Source organism: Frederiksenia canicola (assembly GCF_011455495.1).
GTDB classification, from domain to species: Bacteria; Pseudomonadota; Gammaproteobacteria; order Enterobacterales; family Pasteurellaceae; genus Frederiksenia; species Frederiksenia canicola.
The window spans coordinates 840,864-863,039 of record NZ_CP015029.1; the positions used below are offsets into that span (position 1 = coordinate 840,864).

The following is a 22,176-nucleotide window of genomic DNA, read 5'->3' on the forward strand; positions in this document are numbered from 1 at the left end:
TAAGCCCCTGTGTAACACAGGCACTATCATTTATTATTAAAGATGACAGAAATTAAACTTAACTATCACAAAACCCACTTTCTCACGTCCGCCCCTGATATTCGGCATTTGCCCGAAGATAGCGGGGTGGAAATTGCGTTTGCGGGGCGGTCTAATGCGGGAAAATCCACGGCGTTGAACGCATTAACCAATCAAAAAAGCTTGGCGAGAACCTCAAAAACCCCAGGGCGTACTCAGTTGATCAACTTATTTGAAGTGGAGCCAAACTGCAAATTGGTCGATTTGCCTGGTTATGGCTATGCGGCGGTGCCTGAGCAAATGAAGATCCAATGGCAGAAATCGCTCGGCGAATATCTACAAAAACGGGAATGTTTACGGGGCGTGGTAATTTTGATGGACATTCGCCACCCGCTCAAAGATCTCGATCAGCAAATGGTCGAATGGGCAGTGTCGTCTGACTTGCCCGTACTGTTATTGCTGACCAAGGCCGACAAACTCAGCCAAAGCCAACGCAGCAAGCAAGTCAAAATGGTGCGGGAAGCGGTGCTCTATTTCCAAGGCGATATTCAAGTGGAGGCCTATTCTGCTTTGAATAAAATCGGCATTGATAAATTGGCCAATAAATTAGATGGTTGGTTCGCGAGAGCCTTCCAAATTCACGAATAAGGAAAAATTATGTACGATTTCAATCAATTACGCCAAGAAACCGATGAAATTATCGAAAACTTGCTACAAGATGGATCCGATCCCGAAGCCCTTTACATTATCGAACACCACGTTGCTCACCAGGATTTCGATAAACTCGAAAAATTAGTGGTCGATGCCTACAAACTCGGCTACGAAATTTCCGAAGCAGAAGAGGTGGAAGAAGAAAACGGCAAAGTGATTTTCGTGTGCGACATCGTCAGCGAAATCAAATTAGATGCGGATCTCATCACGGCACAGCAAAAAGAGTTGCTACCGTTAATCGAAAAAGCTGGAGCAGAATACGAAGGTTGGGGAACTTATTTTGAAGACCCAAACAGCGATGAAGATGAATACGGTGAAGACGGCGAATTCTTCGATGATGAAGATGACGACGATTTCGAACCGACAAGGCATTAATGTACAAGCGGTCAGATCCTGAGAAAGTTTTGCAAATTTTTTCTCAAATCTGACCGCTTGTTTATAGCCCTTTCTTCACCCAATAGCGATACGGCTTTTCCGCTGTTTCGCTTTGCAACAGCTGATGATCCATAAATTGACAGAAACTTGGAATATCGCGAGTGGTGGCAGGGTCATCGGCGATAATCAGCAACACTTCGCCATCTTGCATATTGCGAATCGTTTTACGGGTGAGCATCACAGGCTCTGGACATCGAAGCCCAAGGGTATCTAAAGTTTGATCGATAGTTATAGTCATTGAAATCACTTAAAGGAAATTATATGCAATCGCTTTTCACACAACATCTTGCCACGGTGCAGCAGACCGTGCAACAAGCGTTAGAATTAGCTCGGCTTGATGGATTATGGATTTACGCAGGCTCGGCAAAACCGCATTTTTTAGACGATCAACATTCGCCCTTTAAAATCAACCCGCATTTTAACTACGTTTTCCCTGATCCCAATGCCGAGCAGAGCTGGCTGTATCTAGACGGCAAAAACAAGCCGAAAATCTATTTTTATGCTCCGCAAGATTACTGGCACGTTGCCCCTAATCCGCCGACTGACACCTTTTTTGCCAGCGAATTTGATTGGCAGATTTTAGCGGATAGCCAGCAAATCGCCCAATTTATTCAGCCGCAACATTGTGCCTTTATCGGTGAAGACGAAAAGTGGGCGGAAGCACTCGGTTTCAGCCACATCAATCCGAAAAAGGTGCTTAATGTACTGCATTTTGCTCGTTCATTCAAAACAGAATTTGAAATTAAATGCCTTTATCAAGCTCAATTTTCGGCATTGAAAGGGCACCACGCAGCTAAAAATGCCTTTTTGGACGGAAAGAGTGAGTTTGAAATCAACCTTGCTTACTTGCAAGCTACCCAGCAATCGGACAACAATGTACCTTACGGCAATATTGTGGCGATTAACCAAAACAGTGCGATTTTACATTACACCAAGTTAGATGTTGCACCACCTGCCGAACGTCACAGCTTCTTGCTAGATGCGGGCACGACCTATTTGGGCTATGCTTCAGATCTTACTCGCAGTTATGCTTTTGATTCGAAGAGCGAATTTGCCGCATTAGTAGCGGAAATGGAAAAACTCAAATTAGCGGTGATTGATAACCTACAAGTTGGCTACAACTATCTGAGCTATCATACTCAAATGCATCAATGGATCTCACAGCTATTACAGGATTTTGATTTCGTCAAACTGCCAGCAGATCAAATTTTTGAAGAAGGCATTAGCCGCACGTTCTTCCCGCATGGCTTAGGGCACCAGCTTGGTTTACAAGTGCATGACGTCGCTGGGTTCCAGCAAAACGCTCGAGGCACACACAAAGCGGCTCCTGAACTGTACCCAAGCCTACGTTGTACTCGTGATCTTGCCGAAGGCATGGTGCTGACGATTGAACCAGGGTTTTACTTTATTGAGATGTTACTCAATCCGTGGAAAAATGCACCACTTGCCCGTTTCTTCAACTGGCAAAAAATCGACGAATTTAAAAAATTCGGCGGTATTCGCACAGAAGATAATGTGGTGATCCGAGCCAACGGTGCAGAGAATTTAACAGCAAAAGCCGCAGAAATGCTAAATATCAGATAATAAAAAAGCACCTTCGGGTGCTATTATTTTTCTGATGTGTTTTCTAAGTTTTTGATATGCGAGTAAATGGTGCCCGAGGCCAGACTTGAACTGGCACGCCCCGAAAGGCGAGGGATTTTAAATCCCTTGCGTCTACCGATTCCGCCACTCGGGCACGACGCGAAGTAAAGCTTTGAAAAATTGGAGCGGGAAACGAGGCTCGAACTCGCGACCCCGACCTTGGCAAGGTCGTGCTCTACCAACTGAGCTATTCCCGCATTGAGATGATTTATTTTGAAATGGTGCCCGAGGCCAGACTTGAACTGGCACGCCCCGAAAGGCGAGGGATTTTAAATCCCTTGCGTCTACCGATTCCGCCACTCGGGCACGACGCGAAATAAAGCATTTGAAAAATTGGAGCGGGAAACGAGGCTCGAACTCGCGACCCCGACCTTGGCAAGGTCGTGCTCTACCAACTGAGCTATTCCCGCTAAAAAACGCTACCGATTACTCAGTAGCGTTTCGATGTGGCGTATTCTAGCGAATTTAATGTGAGTGTCAAACAGAAATTTCAAAAAAATGCACGTTAGGCGAAAATTCCGTCTTATTGCTGAAAATTTGCAAAATTTTGGTCGGATCTGACCGCTTGTATGGTTTACTCAGCGATCCTTTCCAACAACTCACTCACAAACTGCAATCTTTCGGCTGCGGTTTCAAGCGGTTTGGTAAAGCGGAATTTTTGCGGGCCGTCGAATTTATATCCATTTTTGTCCTGTTGGATCAGCTTTAAAAACTTCATCGGGTCAGGGGTGGCTGTTGGTTTAAATTCGAGATAGCCGCCGTTAATGCTTGCATCGACTTTTTTCAATCCCAAACCTTTTGCGATATGGCGTAATTGGGTGATCTGGAACAGGTTTTTAGTCGGTTCAGGCAGCAATCCAAAGCGGTCGATCAGCTCTACTTTCAGATCTTTCAAGGCATCGGCGTTATCGGCGCTAGCGATGCGTTTGTAGAAGGATAGCCGCATATTCACGTCAGGTAAATAATCATCAGGTAGTAACGCAGGCACTCGCAATTCAATTTCCACTTGGTTTTGAGTGATTTCGTCTAAAGTTGGCTCACGACCTTCTTGCAAGGCGTTGACCGCATTTTCGAGCAAATCCATATAGAGCGAAAAACCGATACTTTCGATCTGCCCGCTTTGTTCGCTGCCAAGTAATTCGCCCGCACCACGAATTTCGAGATCGTGGGTCGCTAAGGCAAAACCCGCCCCGAGATTATCAATAGTACTCATCGCTTCCAAACGTTGCTGTGCATCTTTAGTGAGCGTTTTCGGGTGCGGCGTGAGCATATAAGCATAGGCTTGGTGGTGAGAGCGTCCAACCCGCCCACGCAATTGGTGCAGTTGTGCCAAGCCGAATTTGTCGGCACGTTCGATGATAATCGTGTTCGCTGTTGGCACATCAATCCCCGTTTCAATAATGGTTGAGCAAACGAGTAAATTGAAACGTTGATGATAGAAATCGCTCATCACTCGCTCGAGTTCCCGTTCTCGCATTTGTCCGTGTCCGATCACAATACGAGCTTCTGGCACTAAAGCAGTTAGTTTTTCGGCACAATTTTCAATTGTGGCGACATCGTTGTGCAGATAATAAACCTGCCCGCCACGTAGAATTTCACGCAAAATCGCTTCACGAATAAGGTTGTCATCGCTTTGTCGCACAAAAGTTTTAATCGACAGGCGGCGAGCAGGCGGGCTGGCGATAATCGATAGATCCCGCATTCCATTTAACGCCATATTGAGCGTGCGAGGAATTGGTGTAGCGGTCAAAGTCAAAATATCCACATTGGCTCGCAGCTGTTTCATTCGCTCTTTTTGGCGAACGCCAAAACGGTGTTCTTCATCAATCACGAGCAAGCCAAGATCACGGAATTTGACATCTTCCTGCAGTAATTTGTGGGTACCAACTAAAATATCGACTTTGCCTTCTGCGGTGCGAGCCAAAATTTCTTTCTGCTCTTTGGCGGTTTTAAAACGGGAAAGCACTTCCACATTGACAGGCTGATTGGCAAAACGATCTTTGAAATTTTCGTAGTGTTGTTGAGCGAGCAAGGTCGTTGGGGCGAGAATTGCCACTTGTTTTTGGTTCATCACTGCCAAGAACGTTGCTCGAATTGCCACCTCGGTTTTACCAAAGCCCACATCGCCACAAACGAGACGATCCATTGCTTTTGGCAAGCACATATCGCTGATCACGGCATTGATCGCCAGTTTTTGATCGTCCGTTTCTTCGTAAGGGAACGTGGCACTGAATTGTTGGAAGGCTTCTCTATCATATTGAAATGCAAAACCTTTTTGCGACTCTCGTTTTGCATAGACATCAAGTAATTCTGCCGCCACATCACGAATTTTCTCTGCCGCTTTTTGACGGGTTTTCGCCCACGCTTCTGAGCCCAGTTTATGCAACGGGGCATTTTCGTCCGCACCGCCGATATAACGGCTAATCAAATGTAGCGAGGCAACAGGTACATAAAGTTTGGCATCGTTGGCGTAATGCAACACCAAGTACTCCGCTTTGATTCCACCCGCATCCAGCGTAGTTAAACCACCATAACGTCCCACACCATTTTCCAAATGCACCACCGCCTGCCCGATTTTCAGCTCCGCTAAGTTGCGAATCAGCGTATCAGGATTGACGCTTTTGCGTTTCTCTCGGCTGCGGCTTTGCTGGATCCGCTCGCCAAGTAAGTCCGTTTCGCAAATAATTGCCAAAATCTGACCGCTTGTTTGCTCAATCATAAAGCCTTGATCGAGGTTGCCGATCATCAAACTCAACGGTTGATCCGCTTCACTGAGATCGTGGATCTGCTTCGGTTTGATCCCAAGGGGGGAAAGCAGATCGAGCAAGGTCTCCCGTCGTCCTTCCGTTTCAAAGGAAAATAGAATGTTACCGTTGAATTTTTGGCGGAACTGCTGAAACGCCGAAAATGGCTCTTTGGTATTGGATTGCATCGCCACATTAGGTAGTGGCAACACGTTGGCATTCTGCTTCGCCGCGGATTTCCGTATTTTCTCCGTTGTTAAACTCAAACGAGGATAGCCTTTCAGCCAGCGATTGATGTCGTCAATCGGGAACCATAATTTTTCAGGTGGCAGCAGCGGCCGCATCGGATCGACACGGCGATTTTCGTAGCGTTGTGCCGTATCGTTGGCGAACTGCTCCGCTTTGGATTGCAGCTCGTCTAAGGTGATAAACAAGGTTTTTGGTGGCAGATAGTCGAAAAAACTTGCCATTTCGCTGAAAAACAGCGGCTGCCAGTACTCAATACCTGCATTCAGGACGCCTTTGCTCACTTGCTGATAAATATGTTCAGGCTCACGGCGAATTTCGCCAAACTGTTCGCGGAATTGTCCTCGGAAAAATTCAATGCCTTTGCTATCAGTCGGAAATTCGTGGGCTGGCAGCAGATTGATTTCGCTGATTTCCGTTAAGGTGCGTTGATTTTCCACATCAAAAGTGCGGATAGAATCAATTTCATCATCGAAAAAATCCAAGCGATAAGGCTGATCTGCCCCCATCGGATAGAGGTCGAGTAATGCTCCCCGCACTGCGTATTCACCATATTCTAACACCTGATCAACGGCTCGATAGCCCGCATTTTCCAGTTGTAAACGTAACTTTTCGATCGAAAACGTATCGCCTTTTTTGATCAGCAACACATTGTTCGCCAAATAGCTCGGCGGACAAAGTTTTTGTAGTAAGGTATTGATGGGCAACAAGAAAATTTGTTTTCGACCCTGTTGCAGTTGGAACAACGCCGACAGCCGTGCGGAAATAATGTCTTGATGAGGCGAGAAATTATCATACGGCAACGTTTCCCAATCAGGAAAAAGCTGCACGGGCAAGTTGCTAAATTGCGGTAGGCTTTTTTCAAGGCGTAACGCCGTGCGAGTGTCAGGCGTCACCACCACGCTCAAGCCATTGAACTGTTTGGCGGCTTCGGCAATCGCCAAGGTGTCCGAATGTCCAACTAACGAGCCTAAGGTTTGATGATCTTGATAATTGCCGTCGGTTTTCGGCAGACTAAATTGAAGTGTAAATGACATAACAAGCGGTCAGTTTTGAATGAAATTTTGCAAATGGAGCTAGTTTACCCGCAGAGTGCAAGACTTGCAAAAAATTGCAGGGATCTGACCGCTTGTATGGCTATTTGGCTAAGGTTAAGGCGATTTCGGCTTTGACCCAAGCCAAAAATTGCTGTTTTTTATAATCTGTATTGAAGTCCGTCTCAGAGAGTAAATAGTAGGCAGAACCATCGGGAATAAAACCGTAGGGGGCAATTAAACTGCCTTGTTTGAGTTCATGTTCTACCATCAGTTTTGAGGCTACGGTCAAACCAATGCCACTCACGGCTCCCTGAATCGCTAAGGCAAAACGTTCAAAAAAGACGTCAGGGTAGTGCTTGAATTCAATACCTGTTTGGGCACTCCAATGTTGCCAAGCGTTTGGACGAGTGCGAGTATATAACTTCTGATGTAAAGTCAAGTTAGGCATTTGCACAACGCCCATTTGTTCTTCTGCAATTTTTTCAGTATATAGCGTGGGAGACCAATGAAAGTCATTGCGACGCAAGGCAATATCAATGCCGTATTGGCGAAAATCGACTTGTCCGCCAGCCGCTAAAATAACGATTTGAAACGGATGTTTTGCCTGAAATTCAGCCATTCGAGGGATCAACCATTTCATGGCTAACGTTGGCTCACAGGAGATAACCAAATGCTGTTTTTGTTGATGTTGTATCTCAGTTAGCCCTTTTTCTAGACAGGAGAAAGCGTCATGGCAATGTTCATATAATATTTTACCTGTGCGGCTTAACTGAATGCCTCGTCCGTGTTTGAGTAGAAGTGGTTCCTCAAAATAGCTTTCCAGTAATTTTAATTGCTTACTTACCGCACTATGTGTGATACAAAGCTTTTCAGCCGCGACAGATAAACTGCTATAACTCCCAACAAAATAAAAATATTTTAGTGCGTTGAGTGGTAATCGTTTTATTTGTTCCAAAATCTCACACCTCTCTTGCGATTTTTTCAATTTTTCTTTTTTTTAATGTACTGCAAAATACGCTCAAAAAACAGTAATAAGGAAATTAAATGAATGAATTTATTGCAGTTGCAAGTATTACAATTTTAGCGGTGATTAGCCCAGGAGGCGATTTCGCAATGGTGACTCGCAACAGTTATCTTTATGGAAAACAAACAGGCGTTTTAACGGCTTGTGGCATTGCCGCAGCAGTATGGATTCACGTGATCTATACGCTAGTTGGGGTGAGTGTGTTGTTGGTGAAATTTCCCTTTCTGTTCCATTTCATCAAGTTTCTAGGAGCGTTATATCTGATTTATATTGGTATACAAACATTTCGCCATCGTTCAATTGAGATTGATTTATCCACCACAAGAAGCCCGTTGAGCGGTTTCACGGCATTTAAAACAGGGTTTCTGACTAATGCACTCAATCCGAAAACGACGCTTTTTGTCTTGAGTGTGTTCACCCAAGTTGTACAGCCCGGCACCTCTCTTGCCATTCAAATTGGCTATGGTGCCTTTATGTCCTTTGCTCATTTAGTCTGGTTTGTTGTTGTGGCGATTTTGCTTTCTGCTCCCATGATTCGTCAAAAGTTATTAACTAGACAACAAAGGGTGAATCGCTTGATTGGCATTTTGCTCTGCCTGTTAGGCGGGATGTTGCTGTTCTCATTACGCTAGACAAATAACACGCGGTCAGATCTTGCCGAGCTTTTGCAAAAAAATGGCAGGATCTGACCGCTTGTTGATCTCTTCTACTCTAAATTTTGAATTTGTTCCCGCATTTGTTCAATCAACACTTTCAGTTCGACGGCGGAATTTGTCACATCCGCATTGATCGATTTTGATGCCAAGGTATTCGCTTCACGGTTTAGCTCTTGCATCATAAAATCTAATTTACGCCCAACCGCCCCGCCTTTGTTCAGGATTGACGTGGTTTCTTTCACGTGCAGCTGCAAGCGGTCGAGTTCTTCAGCCACATCGACTTTTTGTGCAAGTAACACCATTTCTTGCTCTAAACGTTGTGGGTCGAGCTGTAAATTTAGCTCATCAAAACGTTGCTGCAAGCGGTCTTTTTGCCATTGCAAAATGCTTGGCATTTGGGCTTGGACTTTTGCAGCTTCGGCGGCGATGCTGTCTAAACGTTGTTGAATTAACGCCTGTAAATTCGCTCCTTCACGCCCACGCATCGCAATAAAATCACTGACGATTTGCTCAAATCCCGCAAGCAGATCTTGGCTAATTTGATCAACATCTTGCTGTGGATTATCCACTACGCCTGGAAAACGCAATACATCAACTAAGTTGATTTCGCCTTCATTGGCGGTTTGTTTGAGCCATTGTAACGAGCTGATTACCTGTTGAGCATACGCTTGATTTAAGGCTAATCCATTGTTTTGGTTGGTATTTAAGTCAATCCGTAAACTGCACTCGACTTTGCCACGGGTTAAAGATGCCCGCAATTTTTCACGCAAATTCAGCTCTAAATGGCGGAAGCTTTCAGGCAAGCGAAAATAAGTTTCAAGGAAACGTTGGTTCACTGAGCGGATTTCCCACACAGCGTTGCCCCACTCTTTTTTGAGCTCCAAATGGGCAAAGGCAGTCATACTGTAAATCATTCTAGTCTCTCGGTTAGTTAGAAAATTCGGGCGTATTGTACCCTTTATTCTGTTAGAATAGGAAAAAATCCAATTGATAATGAAGGAAGAACAATGCGTCCGAATGATCGTTTAAATACTCAAACTCGTCCAATCAACATTACTCGCCATTACACTCGTTATGCAGAAGGCTCAGTGTTAATCGAATTTGGTGAAACCAAAGTACTTTGTAATGCCACCGTGGAAGAAACGGTACCACGTTTTTTGAAAGGGCAAAATCAAGGCTGGATTACGGCAGAATATGGCATGTTACCACGTGCAACCCACAGCCGCACCCAGCGTGAAGCGGCAAAAGGCAAACAAGGCGGTCGTACGATGGAAATTCAGCGTTTAATCGCTCGCTCATTGCGTGCAGTGGTCGATTTAAAAGCTTTAGGTGAGCGAACCATTACCGTCGATTGCGATGTGATCCAAGCCGATGGCGGCACTCGCACCGCTTCAATCACAGGAGCGTGTGTGGCATTACACGATGCGATTCAAAAATTATTGGCAGACGGTGTTCTCAAAGAAAATCCATTAAAGGGCTTAGTGGCAGCCATTTCGGTTGGGATTGTGGAAGGTGAAGCCGTATGCGATTTGGAATATGTGGAAGATTCCAACGCCGAAACCGATATGAATGTGGTGATGGTCGAAGATGGGCGTATGGTTGAAGTACAAGGCACCGCAGAAGGCGAGCCGTTTAGCCATAGCGAATTGCTGAATTTATTAGCGCTTGCTAAAGGTGGTTGTGAGCAGTTATTTGCGGCACAACGTCAAGCGTTAGCGAAGTAATTTGCAAATTTTTCACGGGAACTGACCGCTTGCAAGCGGTCAGTTTCTAACCATTTTTTGCAAATCAGCGGCGGATCCAATAGCGTTGGATAATTTTTTCACCATCTTGCTCTTCATTTTCAAGCACGCCACCGTTTTTGATGATTACTTTGGCGGAGGCCGGATTTGTTTTATCGCAAGTAATCAGTATCTCTTTCAGCCCAAGTTTGTCCGTTTCTTGCAAGGCGAGCGCTAACTGCTCTGTTCCGTAACCTTGTCCCCAAAAGTCAGGGTGAATCGAATAGCCGATGTGTCCGCCCGTTTTAAATAAATCCTCAGTCAATTCGTAGCGAATATTGATGATACCAACCATTCGATTTTGTTCCGAATGCCACGCTAAATATGTGTCGTCTTCTACCGTGTTATAGCCGAACCAGTTCGTACCCGCAGGCGAATTAAGATATTCCAACCAGCGATCTAATTCATCATCACCAAAGCCATTCAAATTACTGCTGCCATGCACACGCAAATTTTTTGCTGCAAATGACCGCTTGTATTTTAAGATTTCGTCAAATTGTGCTTCAGTGGGCTTAATGAGTTTGATACGTTGCATATTTGCTCCTTTTTTGGTTATTTTTATTGCGTGATTGAGAGAACTTAGCCAACTTTTAAAATAAAGTCAAAGCAAGTTAGCGTAAATTTATCGACAGATAGCGGATTAAAGGGTAAAATTTCCGCCTATTTTTCTATCTGTATTTTATATACTGACTCTTTTTTACATTATTGAGGTTTAAGAATGTCATTCTCTATCGAAACAACTCAAGGTTTAGAACGCCGTGTAACTATTACTGTCGCAGCTGAGAAAGTCGAAGCGGCATACCGCGAACAATTAAAAGGCTATGCGAAAAACGCACGTGTTGATGGCTTCCGTAAAGGCAAAGTGCCACATTCAATTATTGAACAACGCTACGGTTTAGCGGCACGTCAAGATGCGTTATCAGATGAGATGCAACGTGCATTCTTTGATATGGTTATCAGCGAAAAATTAAATCTTGCTGGTCGCCCAACCTTTACCCCAAACAACTACGAAGCAGGTAAAGATTTCTCTTTCACTGCGACTTTTGAAGTTTTCCCAGAAGTTGACGTAAAAGGCTTAGAAAACATTGAAGTGGAAAAACCAGTGGTTGAAATCACTGAAGCAGATTTAGACAAAATGGTTGATGTACTTCGCAAACAGCAAGCGACTTGGGCAGAAAGTCAAGACGCCGCGAAAGCAGACGACCGTGTAACCATTGATTTCGTTGGTTCTGTTGATGGTGAAGAATTCGAAGGTGGTAAAGCGACCGATTTCGTATTATTCATGGGTCAAGGCCGTATGATTCCTGGTTTTGAAGACGGTATCGTTGGCCACAAAGCGGGCGAACAATTCGACATTAATGTGACTTTCCCTGAAGAATACCACGCAGAAAACTTAAAAGGTAAAGCAGCGAAATTTGCAATCACCTTGAAGAAAGTGGAAAACATGGTGTTGCCAGAATTGACAGAACAGTTCGTGAAAAAATTCAGTGCGGGTAAAACCGTTGAAGAGTTACGTGCTGAAATCAAGAAAAATATGCAGCGTGAACTCAAAAATGCGGTAACTGCTCGTGTGAAAAACCAAGTATTAAATGGTTTAGTGGCTCAAAACGATATCGAAGTACCAGCAGCGGCGGTAGCGGAAGAAGTGGATGTGTTACGTCAGCAAGCCGTTCAACGTTTTGGTGGCAAACCAGACATGGCTGCCCAACTTCCAGCGGAATTATTTGAAGCGGATGCAAAACGTCGCGTTCAAGTCGGTTTATTACTTTCATCTGTGATTCGTTCAAACGAATTACAAGTGGATGAAGAGCGTGTGAAAGCGACTATCGCTGAATTAGCATCTGCTTATGAGCAACCACAAGAAGTGATCGACTACTATGCGAAAAACCGTCAATTAACTGACAACATTCGTAATGTCGTATTAGAAGAGCAAGCCGTTGATGCGATTCTGACAAAAGCAAAAGTGACTGAGAAAGCGACGTCATTCGATGAAGTAATGGCTCAGCAACAGGCGTAATTTTCTCTTAATTCTCCCCGAAAAGGCTCCCCGCTTGCGGGGAGCTACCGTCAAAGGCGGCGGGGTATTTCACATTTGCAAAAAGTTGTGAAAATCTGACCGCTTGTTACCTTCTGTCTCGAACTACATTCGGTCTCTGATAAGTGAGAATAGAGTTAAGCAAGCACGTTTAATTTCAAAGAGAAACACCAATGGAACAACTCACATTTGCTCAACAAGCTCAACAATTTGTCGCAAACCATACTATTATGGTGGTGGCGTGGATTGCATTATTTGTAGCAGTGGTTATTAACCTTTATAAAGGTGTAACCAGCAAAATTAGTGTGGTCGATAATGCTAAAGCGACGTTACTGATTAATAATGAAGATGGCGTTGTACTTGATGTGCGTACTGATGATGAATTTAAATCAGGTCACATCATTGACAGTGTTCATGTTTTACCAAGCGATATCAAAGGCAATAAGCTCAACAATATTATTGAAAAATATAAAGATCGTCCAGTTATTGTGGTTGATAATAATGGTTTAACTGCTCAAGGCTTAGCAAATACTCTGACGAAACAAGGATTTGCTAAGGTTTCTGCACTCAAAGAAGGTATTGCAGGTTGGCGTGCTGCTAATCTTCCCCTTGTGAAAAAACATAAATAACGAAGGATTTTATTATGACTGAAGAAAACAAAGTCGCTGCTCCTGAAGAAGCACAAGCATTTGAGATGCAAATTCAACGTGTCTATATTAAAGATGTTTCATTCGAAGCACCAAACTCACCAAACGTTTTCCAACAGGAGTGGAAACCACAATTAGGTTTTGAGTTAGACACTGAAACGATTCAACTCAGCGAAGACACTTACGAAGTTACATTACATATCAATGTCGAAACAAAATTAGAAGACAGCGAAGATGTGGCGTTTATCTGTGAAGTGAAACAAGCAGGCGTGTTTACGATTAAAGGTATTGACGGGATTCAACTTGCTCACTGCTTAGCATCAAAATGCCCAGAAGTGCTATATCCATACGCTCGTGAATTAATTTCAAGCTTGGTAAATCGCGGTACTTTCCCAGCGTTGAACCTTTCACCAGTAAACTTTGATGCACTCTTTATGGATTACCTAGAGCGTCAACAAGCTGCTGAAGAAGGTGAAGAGAAGCCACTCGCGAACTAATTGATCTGATGATAAAAATAGGTATGCTTGGCATACCTATTTTTTTTAGCTAGGAAATAAGAGATGAATACCACTTACACCGCTCCTGTCACCGTTTTAGGGGCGGGATCTTATGGTACAGCGTTGGCGATTGCCTTGTCTCGCAACGGGCACACCACTTATTTGTGGGGGCATAATCCACAGAAAATGGCGGTGCTGGCGGACGAGCGTATGAACCGTGAATTTTTGCCCGATATTACTTTTCCTGAAGCATTGGCGATTGAAAGCGATTTAGCACAAGCGGTCAAAAAAGCAAAAGATCTGCTCATCGTGGTACCTAGCCACGTTTTTACCGAGGTGTTACAGCAGCTCAAGCCACTGTTGCGAGCAGAGCATCGCATTATGTGGGCAACCAAAGGGCTTGAACGGGATACGGGACGATTGCTACAAGACGTGGCGTTGCAAATTTTAGGCGACAACCACCCGCTTGCGGTGTTGTCAGGTCCGACTTTTGCCAAAGAGCTGGCCATGGGCTTGCCAACGGCGATCTCACTGGCTTCAACAGATCCGGTTTTTGCCGATGAAATGCAGCAACGGATCCACTGTTCTAAGGCGTTTCGGGTTTATCTCAATAGCGATATGGTTGGGGTACAGCTTGGCGGGGCGATCAAAAACGTGATTGCGATCGGAGCGGGGATTTCGGATGGAATGGGCTTTGGAGCAAACGCCCGCACTGCCTTGATCACACGAGGTTTAGCGGAAATCAGTCGGTTAGGTGCATCACTTGGTGCTAACCCAACCACTTTTATGGGGATGGCGGGGTTGGGCGATTTAGTACTGACTTGTACGGACAACCAATCCCGTAACCGTCGCTTCGGTTTAATGCTTGGGCAAGGCAAAACTGCAGAAGAAGCTATGGCGGAGATCGGGCAAGTAGTAGAAGGTTTTTATAATACCAAAGAGGCTTACTTACTTGCTCAAACACAAGGGGTGGAAATGCCAATTGTTGAGCAGATCTACCAAATGTTGTTTCATCAAAAACATCCAAATGATGTTGCGAAAGCACTTCTTGGACGGGAACGAAAAGGCGAGTAGAGGGTATTGTGAACGAACAAAAAATTGCACAAATTTGGCAAGACATCCGCCAAGAAGCACAGGAGCTGGTAAATTGCGAGCCGATGTTGGCGAGTTTTTTCCACGCCACCATTCTCAAACATCACAATCTCGGCGATGCATTGAGCTACATTCTCGCCAATAAATTGTCGAATGCAATTATGCCCGCCATCGCTTTGAAAGAGATTATTGAAGAAGCCTACGCTGCTGATCCGTACATTATCCACAGTGCCGCGTGCGATATTGATGCCGTCCGCACCCGCGATCCTGCAGTAGATAAATGGTCTACGCCGCTACTTTATCTCAAAGGCTATCACGCCCTACAAAGCTATCGTGTTACCCACTATTTATGGCAACAAGGTCGTCAAGCCCTTGCGATTTATCTGCAAAATGAAATTTCGGTTGCCTTTGATGTGGATATTCACCCTGCGGCTCGTATTGGTTGTGGGATAATGCTCGACCACGCCACGGGTATTGTGGTGGGCGAAACCTCAGTGATTGAAAATGACGTGTCGATTTTACAAGGCGTTACCCTTGGCGGCACGGGTAAAGAACACGGGGATCGTCACCCGAAAATTCGTGAAGGGGTGATGATCGGGGCGGGGGCGAAAATTCTCGGTAATATTGAAATTGGACGTTACTCAAAAATTGGAGCCAATTCTGTGGTGTTGCAAGCGGTTCCCGAATATGCCACCGCCGCAGGTGTGCCAGCTCGCATCATTGGGCATTCTGAAAGCCAAAAACCCGCCTTTGAAATGAACCAATATTTCGGTAACGCCCACAGCAATGAAGGGATGTTCGGTGAAGGGATCTAACAAGCGGTCAGATCCGTCCCATTTTTTGCAAATGCTAGGTTGGATGGGATTTAGCACAACCTTCATGTTGAAAGCCCGCGTTGGCGTAGCGTTTTTCCGCTTGTAGGTTGAATAAAAACATCTTCAATGCTCAACGTAAACGATAGCCGTTGAAGGTGAGTTCAAAATTGCAAAACTTGGCTTGGATCTGACCGCTTGTCATTACACTTTTGCCAGCTCTTGACGCATTTGGGCGATAACTGTTTGATAGTTTGGCTGATCGAAAATGGCTGACCCCGCCACAAACATATCGGCACCTGCTTCAGCGATTTCAGCAATATTGTTGATTTTCACGCCACCATCTACTTCTAAGCGAATATTGCGACCGCTTGCATCAATACGACGGCGAACCTCACGCAATTTATCTAATGTGGAAGGGATAAAGGCTTGTCCGCCAAAACCAGGGTTTACCGACATCAATAAAATCACATCGACTTTATCCATCACATAATCCAAATAATGCAGTGGCGTAGCGGGGTTGAATACCAAGCCCGATTGGCAGCCATGATCTCGAATAAGCTGTAACGAACGGTCGATATGCTCCGTTGCTTCAGGGTGGAAAGTAATGATATTCGCCCCCGCCTTCGCAAAATCAGGAATAATACGATCAACAGGCTTCACCATTAAATGCACATCAATCGGGCATTCAATGCCATAATCTCGCAATGCCTTACAGATTGCAGGGCCAAAGGTCAAATTCGGGACATAATGGTTATCCATCACATCAAAATGGATCAAATCTGCCCCCGCATTTAGCACATCTCGCACATCATCGCCAAGGCGGGCAAGGTCGGCAGATAAAATCGAAGGGGCAATTAGAAAAGGTTGTCTAGACATCTTTTTTCTCCAAAAGTGAAGGCTCAAAATCTTGTTTAGACTACCACATTTAGCTTTGTGGATAAATTGATCTGACACCATACAAGCGGTCAGATTTTGAGGATTTTTTGCAAAAAGAAATCCATTTAGATTAACCCATAAAAAATTTATTGTTATTTATCAAATTTTCAGGCAAAATGATTTCCATATTTTATTTATGGTTTTATTTCGGAGTTAAACATGAAAAAAGGGATTCATCCTGAAAATTATCGTGAAGTATTATTTTTTGATAGCAGTGTACAACAAGGTTGGGTTATTCGCTCTTGTGCTCATACCACCAAAACCATGGTTTGGGAGGATGGCAAAGAGTATCCGCTTTATCCATTAGATACTTCGTCAGCCTCACACCCTGTGTATACGGGTAAACGTCGTGAAGCGAATACGGAAGGTCGTGCAAGTAAATTTAATGAACGCTTTAAAGGTATTTCATTAGCCTCTAAAAAATAAGAATAGGAAAAAAGTAGAATGAAGATTTTAAATTCATTGAAAACGGCAAAATCACGTCATCCAGATTGCCAAATCGTACGTCGTAAAGGCAAATTATATGTGATTTGTAAAACCAATCCACGTTACAAAGCTCGACAACGTTAGTCACATTTATTTAATAAGACTTCATTGTAAAATTAAATATATAGCGATAAATCAATAGATTTATCGCTATTTTTTTGACTACAGTCAAACTTCCTTCGAATAGTCTTTCACAACAATTTCACAATTCTTACAAACTGATACAATAGACTGTGAAATAACCTACTCTTTTACTCAACTATTTTATTTAAATGGATAAATCGCTTTCTCGTCGACATTTTTTACGTGGAAACTTTTTAAATGCACTAAAAGATGAACAAGCGAAACAACAAGGTTTGCAAGTCGTACGTCCTCCTTGGATAGAGCTTGCAAAATTTGAGCAACATTGTACCGCTTGCAGCCGTTGCATTACGGCGTGCGAAACACAAATTTTAATTAAAGGAGCGGGTGGCTATCCCGAAGTGGATTTTAGCCAAGGCAAGCAAGAATGCACTTTCTGCCAAGCTTGTGTGAAGGCGTGTGAAGTACCGAATTTATTTCGCTCAACGGACGAAGAACCATGGCTGCATAAGGTAGAAGTTCAGCCAAACTGCTTGGCACACAATCAAGTGGAATGCCGAGCCTGCCAAGATAGTTGTGAAAGTCGAGCTATCCGCTTTCAACGTGCTGTAGGGCGAGTACCGACACCAAGTGTAGATTTAGAAAGTTGTAATGGTTGCGGGGCATGTTTAAACGTCTGCCCGAGTCAAAGCATTAATTTATTGTATTTATAAATGTTATGAGAAACGTATCGGACAAATTAAATCATTCGCAGCACGACGGAAACTGGTACGTTTGCAGTTTAGTGGTGCAGGTTCGCCCTGAAAAATTAGCACAAGTGAAAACGGCATTAAATACGATGCCATACACTGAAGTTCATGGTGAAAAAGCCGAAGAAGGCAAGTTGGTGGTGGTGCTAGAAGCAGACTTTCAACCTGCATTAGTGGAACGAATGGAGAGCATCAAAGATATTGACGGAGTTATCGTAGTGTCTTTGATTTATAGTCAGCAGGACGAAAAACTTTAAATTTTTTTATTACCTATTCTTTTTGGGGAACATTATGGAACTCAATCGTCGAGATTTTATGAAAGCCAACGCTGCAGCTGCTGCAGCGGTTGCCGCTGGGATTTCTATTCCAGTGAAGAATGTCTATGCCGATGATAATACGATCAAATGGGACAAAGCTCCGTGCCGTTTCTGTGGAACCGGTTGTAGTGTGCTTGTGGGAACCCAAAACGGTCGTGTTGTGGCATCGCAAGGTGACCCAGACGCAGAAGTAAACCGTGGGTTGAACTGTATCAAAGGTTACTTCCTACCAAAAATTATGTACGGAAAAGACCGCTTGACCTCGCCAATGTTGCGAATGAAAGATGGAAAGTTCGACAAAAATGGTGAGTTTACCCCAGTTTCGTGGGATCAGGCCTTTACGATTATGGCGGAGAAGTTCAAAAAAGCGTTGAAAGAGAAAGGGCCTAATGGAGCAGGAATGTTCACTTCTGGGCAATCAACCATTTTTGAAGGAATTGCAAAATCTAAGTTATTTAAAGCGGGCTTACGTTCAAACAATATTGACCCTAATGCACGACACTGTATGGCATCTGCTGCGGTTGCGTTCATGCGTACATTCGGTATGGATGAGCCAATGGGCTGTTACGACGATATCGAGAAAGCCGATGCGTTTGTGCTTTGGGGCTCTAATATGGCGGAGATGCACCCAATTTTGTGGTCACGTATTTCTGACCGCCGTCTATCGAAAAAAGATTCGAAAGTTGCGGTGCTTTCAACCTATGAACATCGTTCATTTGAATTAGCCGACTTAGGTATTGTATTCACACCACAGTCTGATTTAGCGATCATGAACTATATTGCGAACTATCTGATTCAGCACGATGCAATTGATCACGATTTCATTCAAAAACACACGAAATTCAAACGTGGTGAAACCGATATTGGTTATGGCTTACGTGAGACCCATCCGTTAGAGAAAGCGGCGAAGAATGTCAAAACGGCAGGCAAAATGCACGATAGTGATTTTGAAGAATTCAAAAAACTTGTTGCACCTTATACCCTTGAAAAAGCTCACGAAATTTCAGGCGTGCCAAAAGATCAACTTGAATCCTTGGCAAAAATGTATGCAGATCCAAAACTGAATATCGTGTCGTTCTGGACAATGGGCTTTAACCAACATACCCGTGGGGTGTGGGCGAACCATTTGATTTACAACATTCACTTACTCACAGGTAAAATTTCAAAACCAGGTTGTGGCCCGTTTTCATTAACAGGTCAGCCATCAGCTTGTGGTACTGCTCGTGAAGTAGGTACTTTCGCACACCGCTTGCCAGCGGATTTAGTAGTAACAAATCCAGAACACGTTAAAAAAGCAGAGAAGTTGTGGAAACTCCCACATGGCGTTATTCAAACACAAGTGGGTTATCACGCTGTTGCTCAAGACCGTGCATTAAAAGACAAAAAAATGAATGTGTTATGGCAAATGTGTACCAATAACATGCAAGGCGGTCCAAATATTAATGAAGAACGTTTCCCAGGTTGGCGTGATGAAGAAAACTTCATCATCGTATCAGATCCATATCCGACGGTTTCAGCACTTGCAGCGGACTTAATTTTACCAACCGCAATGTGGGTGGAAAAAGAAGGCGCTTATGGTAACGCAGAACGTCGTACACAATTCTGGTATCAACAAGTGAAAGCACCAGGCGAAGCGAAGTCAGATATTTGGCAGCTAGTTGAATTCTCCAAATATTTTACAACTGACGAAATGTGGCCTGCAGACGTGTTAGCAGCGAATCCAGAATACAAAGGTAAAACGCTTTACGAAGTGCTGTACCGTAATGGACAAGTTGACAAATACCAAGTGCCAACTGACAAGGTTGGTTATATGAATGATGAAGCTGACCACTTTGGTTTCTATCTGCAGAAAGGTTTATTTGAAGAGTATGCCGTATTTGGACGTGGGCATGCACACGACTTGACCGACTTTGATACTTATCACCAAGTTCGTGGTTTACGTTGGCCAGTGGTCGATGGTAAAGAAACCTTATGGCGTTATCGTGAGGGGTATGACCCGTATGTCAAAGAAGGTGAAGGAGTGGCATTCTACGGTTACCCAGACAAGCGTGCGATTATTTTAGCCGTGCCGTATGAACCACCTGCGGAAGCACCAGATGCGGAATATGATTTATGGTTGTGTACTGGTCGTGTGCTTGAACACTGGCACACCGGCTCAATGACTCGCCGTGTACCTGAATTACACCGTTCATTCCCGAACAACCTTGTTTGGATGCACCCAACGGATGCGAAAAAACGTGGTTTACGTCATGGCGATAAAGTGAAAGTCATTTCACGTCGTGGCGAAATTATTTCTCACCTTGATACTCGAGGACGTAACAAAGTACCTGAAGGTTTAATTTATACCACCTTCTTTGATGCAGGGCAGTTGGCGAACAAGCTGACGTTAGACGCTACAGACCCAATTTCCAAAGAAACCGACTTCAAAAAATGTGCGGTGAAGGTGGAGAAGGCGTAGGGTTATAAATTCTGCCTCCGTTAAAGGGGCAGAATTCACCTTACAAGCGGTTACTTTCCGGAAAACTTTTGCAAATATGAAACTCGATCCAAACCGTCGCCAATTTCTGAAAGATGCAACACGCACTGCTGCGGGTGTTTGCGGTGTAGGGATTGTTTTAGCGTTGCAGCAAAATCAGAGTTTGGCACGACAAGGTGTAGCATTGCGTCCACCGGGTGCGTTGGCAAACGATAAGGATTTTACCGCTGCTTGTGTGCGGTGCGGGCAATGTGTGCAGGCGTGTCCTTATGATATGTTGCACTTAGCCTCGTTGCTTTCGCCGATGGAGGCAGGAACACCATACTTTATCGCCCGTGATAAGCCGTGCGAAATGTGTCCTGATATTCCGTGTGTTAAAGCCTGTCCAAGTGGGGCCTTAGATCCGAATTTAACCAATATTGATGATGCCCGAATGGGGTTATCAGTATTGCTGGATCACGAGACTTGCTTGAACTGGCAAGGGTTGCGATGCGATGTGTGTTATCGGGTCTGTCCATTGATTGATAAAGCCATTACGCTGGAAATGCAACGTAATGAACGCTCAGGAAAACACGCAAAATTTATCCCAACGGTTCACTCAGATGCGTGTACAGGTTGTGGAAAGTGTGAAGAAGCCTGTGTATTGGAAGAAGCTGCAATCAAAGTGTTACCAATGGATCTTGCGAAAGGTATGTTGGGTAAACACTACCGATTAGGTTGGGAAGAGAAAGAAAAAGTGGGGCACTCGTTGTTAGACGAAGCTTACCCAGAAGGTATTCAATCTTTCCCTACTCGTTTACCTGAGGACGTAAAATAATGGCGATCGCACCGAAAAGTAATAGCCCTAAAAATGCCGGGCTTGAAGCAAGGGAAAAGTTAGGATGGTGGCGTGCATATCGCTTTTTGATTTTACGCCGACTGAGCCAACTAAGTGTTGTCTTGATGTTTTTAAGCGGACCATTGTGGAATGTTTGGATCTTAAAAGGCAATTATAGCTCAAGTATGCTTTTTGATGTGATCCCATTGACGGATCCGTTGATTACGGCTGAAAGTTTAGCAACGGGCTATGTTCCTGAATGGAAAACATTGCTTGGTGCATTGATTATTGTGGCAATTTACGCTTTTCTCGCCAGCAAAGTTTTTTGTGCTTGGATTTGTCCTTTGAATTTTGTGACAGACTGTGCCGCTTGGTTTCGACGAAAATTGGGGATCCGTCAGTCGGCAAAATTACCCCGCAATTTACGCTACGGGATTTTAGCGATGATTTTAGTTGGCAGTGCGGTTTCAGGTACTTTATTGTGGGAATGGATTAACCCTGTTGCAGCACTTGGACGAGTCTTCGTTTATGGCTTGGGAGCAACATTGTGGTTGGTCTTAGCCGTGTTCTTATTCGATTTATTGATTGTAGAACATGGCTGGTGTGGGCATCTTTGTCCGATTGGGGCGACTTATGCGTTTATTGGTGCGAAAAGTATTGTTCGTGTGAAAGTGGTTGATCGCAAACAGTGCGATCGCTGTATGGACTGCTTCCACGTCTGCCCTGAACCGCAAGTGCTACGTTTACCGCTAAATGGTAAACCTGAAGACAGCCAAATTGTGTTAGATAAAGATTGTATTAGTTGCGGACGTTGTGTTGATGTCTGTGCTGAAAATGTATTTACTTTTTCAACGCGTTTTGAGAAAGAAAAACGAATTATTTAGTCAAAAAGTTCTGCCTTTACTGAGAAGGCGATCGAGTGGTGAGTTCTA

The 22,176-nt window shown here is 44.2% G+C and carries 23 protein-coding genes and 4 tRNA genes; 17 read left to right on the top strand and 10 right to left on the bottom strand.

What is annotated here, in order from left to right; genetic code table 11:
* Positions 1-42 precede the first annotated feature (42 nt).
* The gene (gene yihA, locus A4G17_RS04155) at positions 43-666 is read left to right on the top strand and encodes a ribosome biogenesis GTP-binding protein YihA/YsxC (RefSeq protein WP_123957475.1); all 624 of its coding nucleotides are present in this window, start codon (positions 43-45) and stop codon (positions 664-666) included.
* A 9-nt stretch (positions 667-675) separates the two neighbouring features.
* Complete coding sequence (gene rraB / locus A4G17_RS04160; protein WP_123957476.1) at positions 676-1,104, top strand: ribonuclease E inhibitor RraB; 429 nt, start codon at positions 676-678, stop codon at positions 1,102-1,104.
* Between the two features lie 61 nt (positions 1,105-1,165).
* Here the strand turns inward: rraB and tusA are convergent, their stop codons facing one another.
* Positions 1,166-1,402 carry a sulfurtransferase TusA gene (gene tusA, locus A4G17_RS04165; protein ID WP_123957477.1) on the bottom strand — a complete coding sequence of 79 codons (237 nt, stop codon included), beginning with the start codon at positions 1,400-1,402 and terminating at the stop codon, positions 1,166-1,168.
* Positions 1,403-1,425: 23 nt separating this feature from the next.
* Between tusA and pepQ the strand changes: the two genes are divergently transcribed.
* Positions 1,426-2,748 carry a Xaa-Pro dipeptidase gene (gene pepQ / locus A4G17_RS04170; protein ID WP_123957478.1) on the top strand — a complete coding sequence of 441 codons (1,323 nt, stop codon included), beginning with the start codon at positions 1,426-1,428 and terminating at the stop codon, positions 2,746-2,748.
* Positions 2,749-2,815: 67 nt separating this feature from the next.
* On the opposite strand, the gene A4G17_RS04175 is transcribed toward pepQ, so the two are convergent.
* From A4G17_RS04175 to A4G17_RS04200, 6 genes are all read right to left on the bottom strand, one after another.
* Positions 2,816-2,902: transfer RNA gene (locus A4G17_RS04175), tRNA-Leu, on the bottom strand.
* Positions 2,903-2,929: 27 nt separating this feature from the next.
* Positions 2,930-3,005: transfer RNA gene (locus tag A4G17_RS04180), tRNA-Gly, on the bottom strand.
* Positions 3,006-3,027: 22 nt separating this feature from the next.
* Positions 3,028-3,114 (bottom strand) — tRNA-Leu (locus tag A4G17_RS04185).
* A gap of 28 nt (positions 3,115-3,142) precedes the next feature.
* Positions 3,143-3,218: transfer RNA gene (locus A4G17_RS04190), tRNA-Gly, on the bottom strand.
* 164 nt (positions 3,219-3,382) lie between these two features.
* Positions 3,383-6,835 (bottom strand): transcription-repair coupling factor, encoded by a 3,453-nt coding sequence (gene mfd, locus A4G17_RS04195; RefSeq protein WP_123957479.1) that lies wholly within the window; start codon positions 6,833-6,835, stop codon positions 3,383-3,385.
* A 100-nt stretch (positions 6,836-6,935) separates the two neighbouring features.
* Positions 6,936-7,790: a LysR substrate-binding domain-containing protein gene (locus A4G17_RS04200; RefSeq protein ID WP_123957480.1), complete on the bottom strand. Its 855-nt coding sequence runs from the start codon at positions 7,788-7,790 to the stop codon at positions 6,936-6,938.
* An 89-nt stretch (positions 7,791-7,879) separates the two neighbouring features.
* On the opposite strand from A4G17_RS04200, the gene A4G17_RS04205 reads away from it, so the two are divergent.
* Entirely contained in the window at positions 7,880-8,491 is a 612-nt protein-coding gene (locus A4G17_RS04205; protein WP_123957481.1) for a LysE family translocator, read from the top strand.
* A 74-nt stretch (positions 8,492-8,565) separates the two neighbouring features.
* Here the strand turns inward: A4G17_RS04205 and A4G17_RS04210 are convergent, their stop codons facing one another.
* Positions 8,566-9,429: a YicC/YloC family endoribonuclease gene (locus A4G17_RS04210; protein WP_123957482.1), complete on the bottom strand. Its 864-nt coding sequence runs from the start codon at positions 9,427-9,429 to the stop codon at positions 8,566-8,568.
* Positions 9,430-9,522: 93 nt separating this feature from the next.
* On the opposite strand from A4G17_RS04210, the gene rph reads away from it, so the two are divergent.
* Positions 9,523-10,239, top strand: coding sequence for a ribonuclease PH (gene rph, locus A4G17_RS04215; RefSeq protein ID WP_123957483.1), 717 nt, complete (start codon positions 9,523-9,525; stop codon positions 10,237-10,239).
* A gap of 64 nt (positions 10,240-10,303) precedes the next feature.
* On the opposite strand, the gene A4G17_RS04220 is transcribed toward rph, so the two are convergent.
* On the bottom strand, positions 10,304-10,831 hold the full coding sequence (locus A4G17_RS04220) for a GNAT family N-acetyltransferase (protein ID WP_123957484.1): 528 nt from the start codon (positions 10,829-10,831) through the stop codon (positions 10,304-10,306).
* Positions 10,832-11,014: 183 nt separating this feature from the next.
* On the opposite strand from A4G17_RS04220, the gene tig reads away from it, so the two are divergent.
* From tig to cysE, 5 genes are all read left to right on the top strand, one after another.
* Entirely contained in the window at positions 11,015-12,313 is a 1,299-nt protein-coding gene (gene tig / locus A4G17_RS04225) for a trigger factor (protein ID WP_123957485.1), read from the top strand.
* 191 nt (positions 12,314-12,504) lie between these two features.
* Entirely contained in the window at positions 12,505-12,960 is a 456-nt protein-coding gene (locus A4G17_RS04230; protein ID WP_123957486.1) for a rhodanese-like domain-containing protein, read from the top strand.
* A 14-nt stretch (positions 12,961-12,974) separates the two neighbouring features.
* Positions 12,975-13,475, top strand: a complete 501-nt coding sequence (gene secB / locus A4G17_RS04235; RefSeq protein WP_123957487.1) for a protein-export chaperone SecB — start codon at positions 12,975-12,977, stop codon at positions 13,473-13,475.
* 63 nt (positions 13,476-13,538) lie between these two features.
* A complete protein-coding gene (gpsA, locus tag A4G17_RS04240) occupies positions 13,539-14,549 on the top strand; it encodes an NAD(P)H-dependent glycerol-3-phosphate dehydrogenase (RefSeq protein ID WP_123957488.1) in 1,011 nt (336 codons plus the stop codon).
* Between the two features lie 8 nt (positions 14,550-14,557).
* Positions 14,558-15,382, top strand: a complete 825-nt coding sequence (cysE, locus tag A4G17_RS04245) for a serine O-acetyltransferase (protein WP_123957489.1) — start codon at positions 14,558-14,560, stop codon at positions 15,380-15,382.
* 201 nt (positions 15,383-15,583) lie between these two features.
* Here the strand turns inward: cysE and rpe are convergent, their stop codons facing one another.
* Entirely contained in the window at positions 15,584-16,258 is a 675-nt protein-coding gene (rpe, locus tag A4G17_RS04250) for a ribulose-phosphate 3-epimerase (RefSeq protein ID WP_123957490.1), read from the bottom strand.
* Positions 16,259-16,477: 219 nt separating this feature from the next.
* On the opposite strand from rpe, the gene A4G17_RS04255 reads away from it, so the two are divergent.
* From A4G17_RS04255 to napH, 7 genes are all read left to right on the top strand, one after another.
* Positions 16,478-16,744 (top strand): type B 50S ribosomal protein L31, encoded by a 267-nt coding sequence (locus A4G17_RS04255; RefSeq protein WP_123957491.1) that lies wholly within the window; start codon positions 16,478-16,480, stop codon positions 16,742-16,744.
* An 18-nt stretch (positions 16,745-16,762) separates the two neighbouring features.
* Complete coding sequence (ykgO, locus tag A4G17_RS04260; protein ID WP_123957492.1) at positions 16,763-16,888, top strand: type B 50S ribosomal protein L36; 126 nt, start codon at positions 16,763-16,765, stop codon at positions 16,886-16,888.
* A 188-nt stretch (positions 16,889-17,076) separates the two neighbouring features.
* A complete protein-coding gene (gene napF, locus A4G17_RS04265) occupies positions 17,077-17,598 on the top strand; it encodes a ferredoxin-type protein NapF (protein ID WP_123957493.1) in 522 nt (173 codons plus the stop codon).
* 5 nt (positions 17,599-17,603) lie between these two features.
* Positions 17,604-17,891 carry a chaperone NapD gene (locus A4G17_RS04270; RefSeq protein WP_123957494.1) on the top strand — a complete coding sequence of 96 codons (288 nt, stop codon included), beginning with the start codon at positions 17,604-17,606 and terminating at the stop codon, positions 17,889-17,891.
* A 34-nt stretch (positions 17,892-17,925) separates the two neighbouring features.
* Positions 17,926-20,409: a nitrate reductase catalytic subunit NapA gene (gene napA / locus A4G17_RS04275; RefSeq protein ID WP_123957495.1), complete on the top strand. Its 2,484-nt coding sequence runs from the start codon at positions 17,926-17,928 to the stop codon at positions 20,407-20,409.
* A 76-nt stretch (positions 20,410-20,485) separates the two neighbouring features.
* Complete coding sequence (gene napG, locus A4G17_RS04280; protein WP_123957496.1) at positions 20,486-21,244, top strand: ferredoxin-type protein NapG; 759 nt, start codon at positions 20,486-20,488, stop codon at positions 21,242-21,244.
* A complete protein-coding gene (napH, locus tag A4G17_RS04285; protein ID WP_123957497.1) occupies positions 21,244-22,128 on the top strand; it encodes a quinol dehydrogenase ferredoxin subunit NapH in 885 nt (294 codons plus the stop codon). The genes napG and napH overlap by 1 nt, the downstream gene beginning before the upstream one ends.
* Positions 22,129-22,176: the final 48 nt, after the last annotated feature.

What these genes read in the sequence shown, in the direction of transcription:
- yihA (WP_123957475.1), top strand. Translation starts at nt 43, where the DNA reads ATGACAGAAATTAAACTTAACTATCACAAAACCCACTTTCTCACGTCC.
- rraB (WP_123957476.1), top strand. Translation starts at nt 676, where the DNA reads ATGTACGATTTCAATCAATTACGCCAAGAAACCGATGAAATTATCGAA.
- tusA (WP_123957477.1), bottom strand. Translation starts at nt 1,402, where the DNA reads ATGACTATAACTATCGATCAAACTTTAGATACCCTTGGGCTTCGATGT.
- pepQ (WP_123957478.1), top strand. Translation starts at nt 1,426, where the DNA reads ATGCAATCGCTTTTCACACAACATCTTGCCACGGTGCAGCAGACCGTG.
- mfd (WP_123957479.1), bottom strand. Translation starts at nt 6,835, where the DNA reads ATGTCATTTACACTTCAATTTAGTCTGCCGAAAACCGACGGCAATTAT.
- A4G17_RS04205 (WP_123957481.1), top strand. Translation starts at nt 7,880, where the DNA reads ATGAATGAATTTATTGCAGTTGCAAGTATTACAATTTTAGCGGTGATT.
- A4G17_RS04210 (WP_123957482.1), bottom strand. Translation starts at nt 9,429, where the DNA reads ATGATTTACAGTATGACTGCCTTTGCCCATTTGGAGCTCAAAAAAGAG.
- rph (WP_123957483.1), top strand. Translation starts at nt 9,523, where the DNA reads ATGCGTCCGAATGATCGTTTAAATACTCAAACTCGTCCAATCAACATT.
- A4G17_RS04220 (WP_123957484.1), bottom strand. Translation starts at nt 10,831, where the DNA reads ATGCAACGTATCAAACTCATTAAGCCCACTGAAGCACAATTTGACGAA.
- tig (WP_123957485.1), top strand. Translation starts at nt 11,015, where the DNA reads ATGTCATTCTCTATCGAAACAACTCAAGGTTTAGAACGCCGTGTAACT.
- A4G17_RS04230 (WP_123957486.1), top strand. Translation starts at nt 12,505, where the DNA reads ATGGAACAACTCACATTTGCTCAACAAGCTCAACAATTTGTCGCAAAC.
- secB (WP_123957487.1), top strand. Translation starts at nt 12,975, where the DNA reads ATGACTGAAGAAAACAAAGTCGCTGCTCCTGAAGAAGCACAAGCATTT.
- gpsA (WP_123957488.1), top strand. Translation starts at nt 13,539, where the DNA reads ATGAATACCACTTACACCGCTCCTGTCACCGTTTTAGGGGCGGGATCT.
- rpe (WP_123957490.1), bottom strand. Translation starts at nt 16,258, where the DNA reads ATGTCTAGACAACCTTTTCTAATTGCCCCTTCGATTTTATCTGCCGAC.
- A4G17_RS04255 (WP_123957491.1), top strand. Translation starts at nt 16,478, where the DNA reads ATGAAAAAAGGGATTCATCCTGAAAATTATCGTGAAGTATTATTTTTT.
- ykgO (WP_123957492.1), top strand. Translation starts at nt 16,763, where the DNA reads ATGAAGATTTTAAATTCATTGAAAACGGCAAAATCACGTCATCCAGAT.
- napF (WP_123957493.1), top strand. Translation starts at nt 17,077, where the DNA reads ATGGATAAATCGCTTTCTCGTCGACATTTTTTACGTGGAAACTTTTTA.
- A4G17_RS04270 (WP_123957494.1), top strand. Translation starts at nt 17,604, where the DNA reads ATGAGAAACGTATCGGACAAATTAAATCATTCGCAGCACGACGGAAAC.
- napA (WP_123957495.1), top strand. Translation starts at nt 17,926, where the DNA reads ATGGAACTCAATCGTCGAGATTTTATGAAAGCCAACGCTGCAGCTGCT.
- napG (WP_123957496.1), top strand. Translation starts at nt 20,486, where the DNA reads ATGAAACTCGATCCAAACCGTCGCCAATTTCTGAAAGATGCAACACGC.
- napH (WP_123957497.1), top strand. Translation starts at nt 21,244, where the DNA reads ATGGCGATCGCACCGAAAAGTAATAGCCCTAAAAATGCCGGGCTTGAA.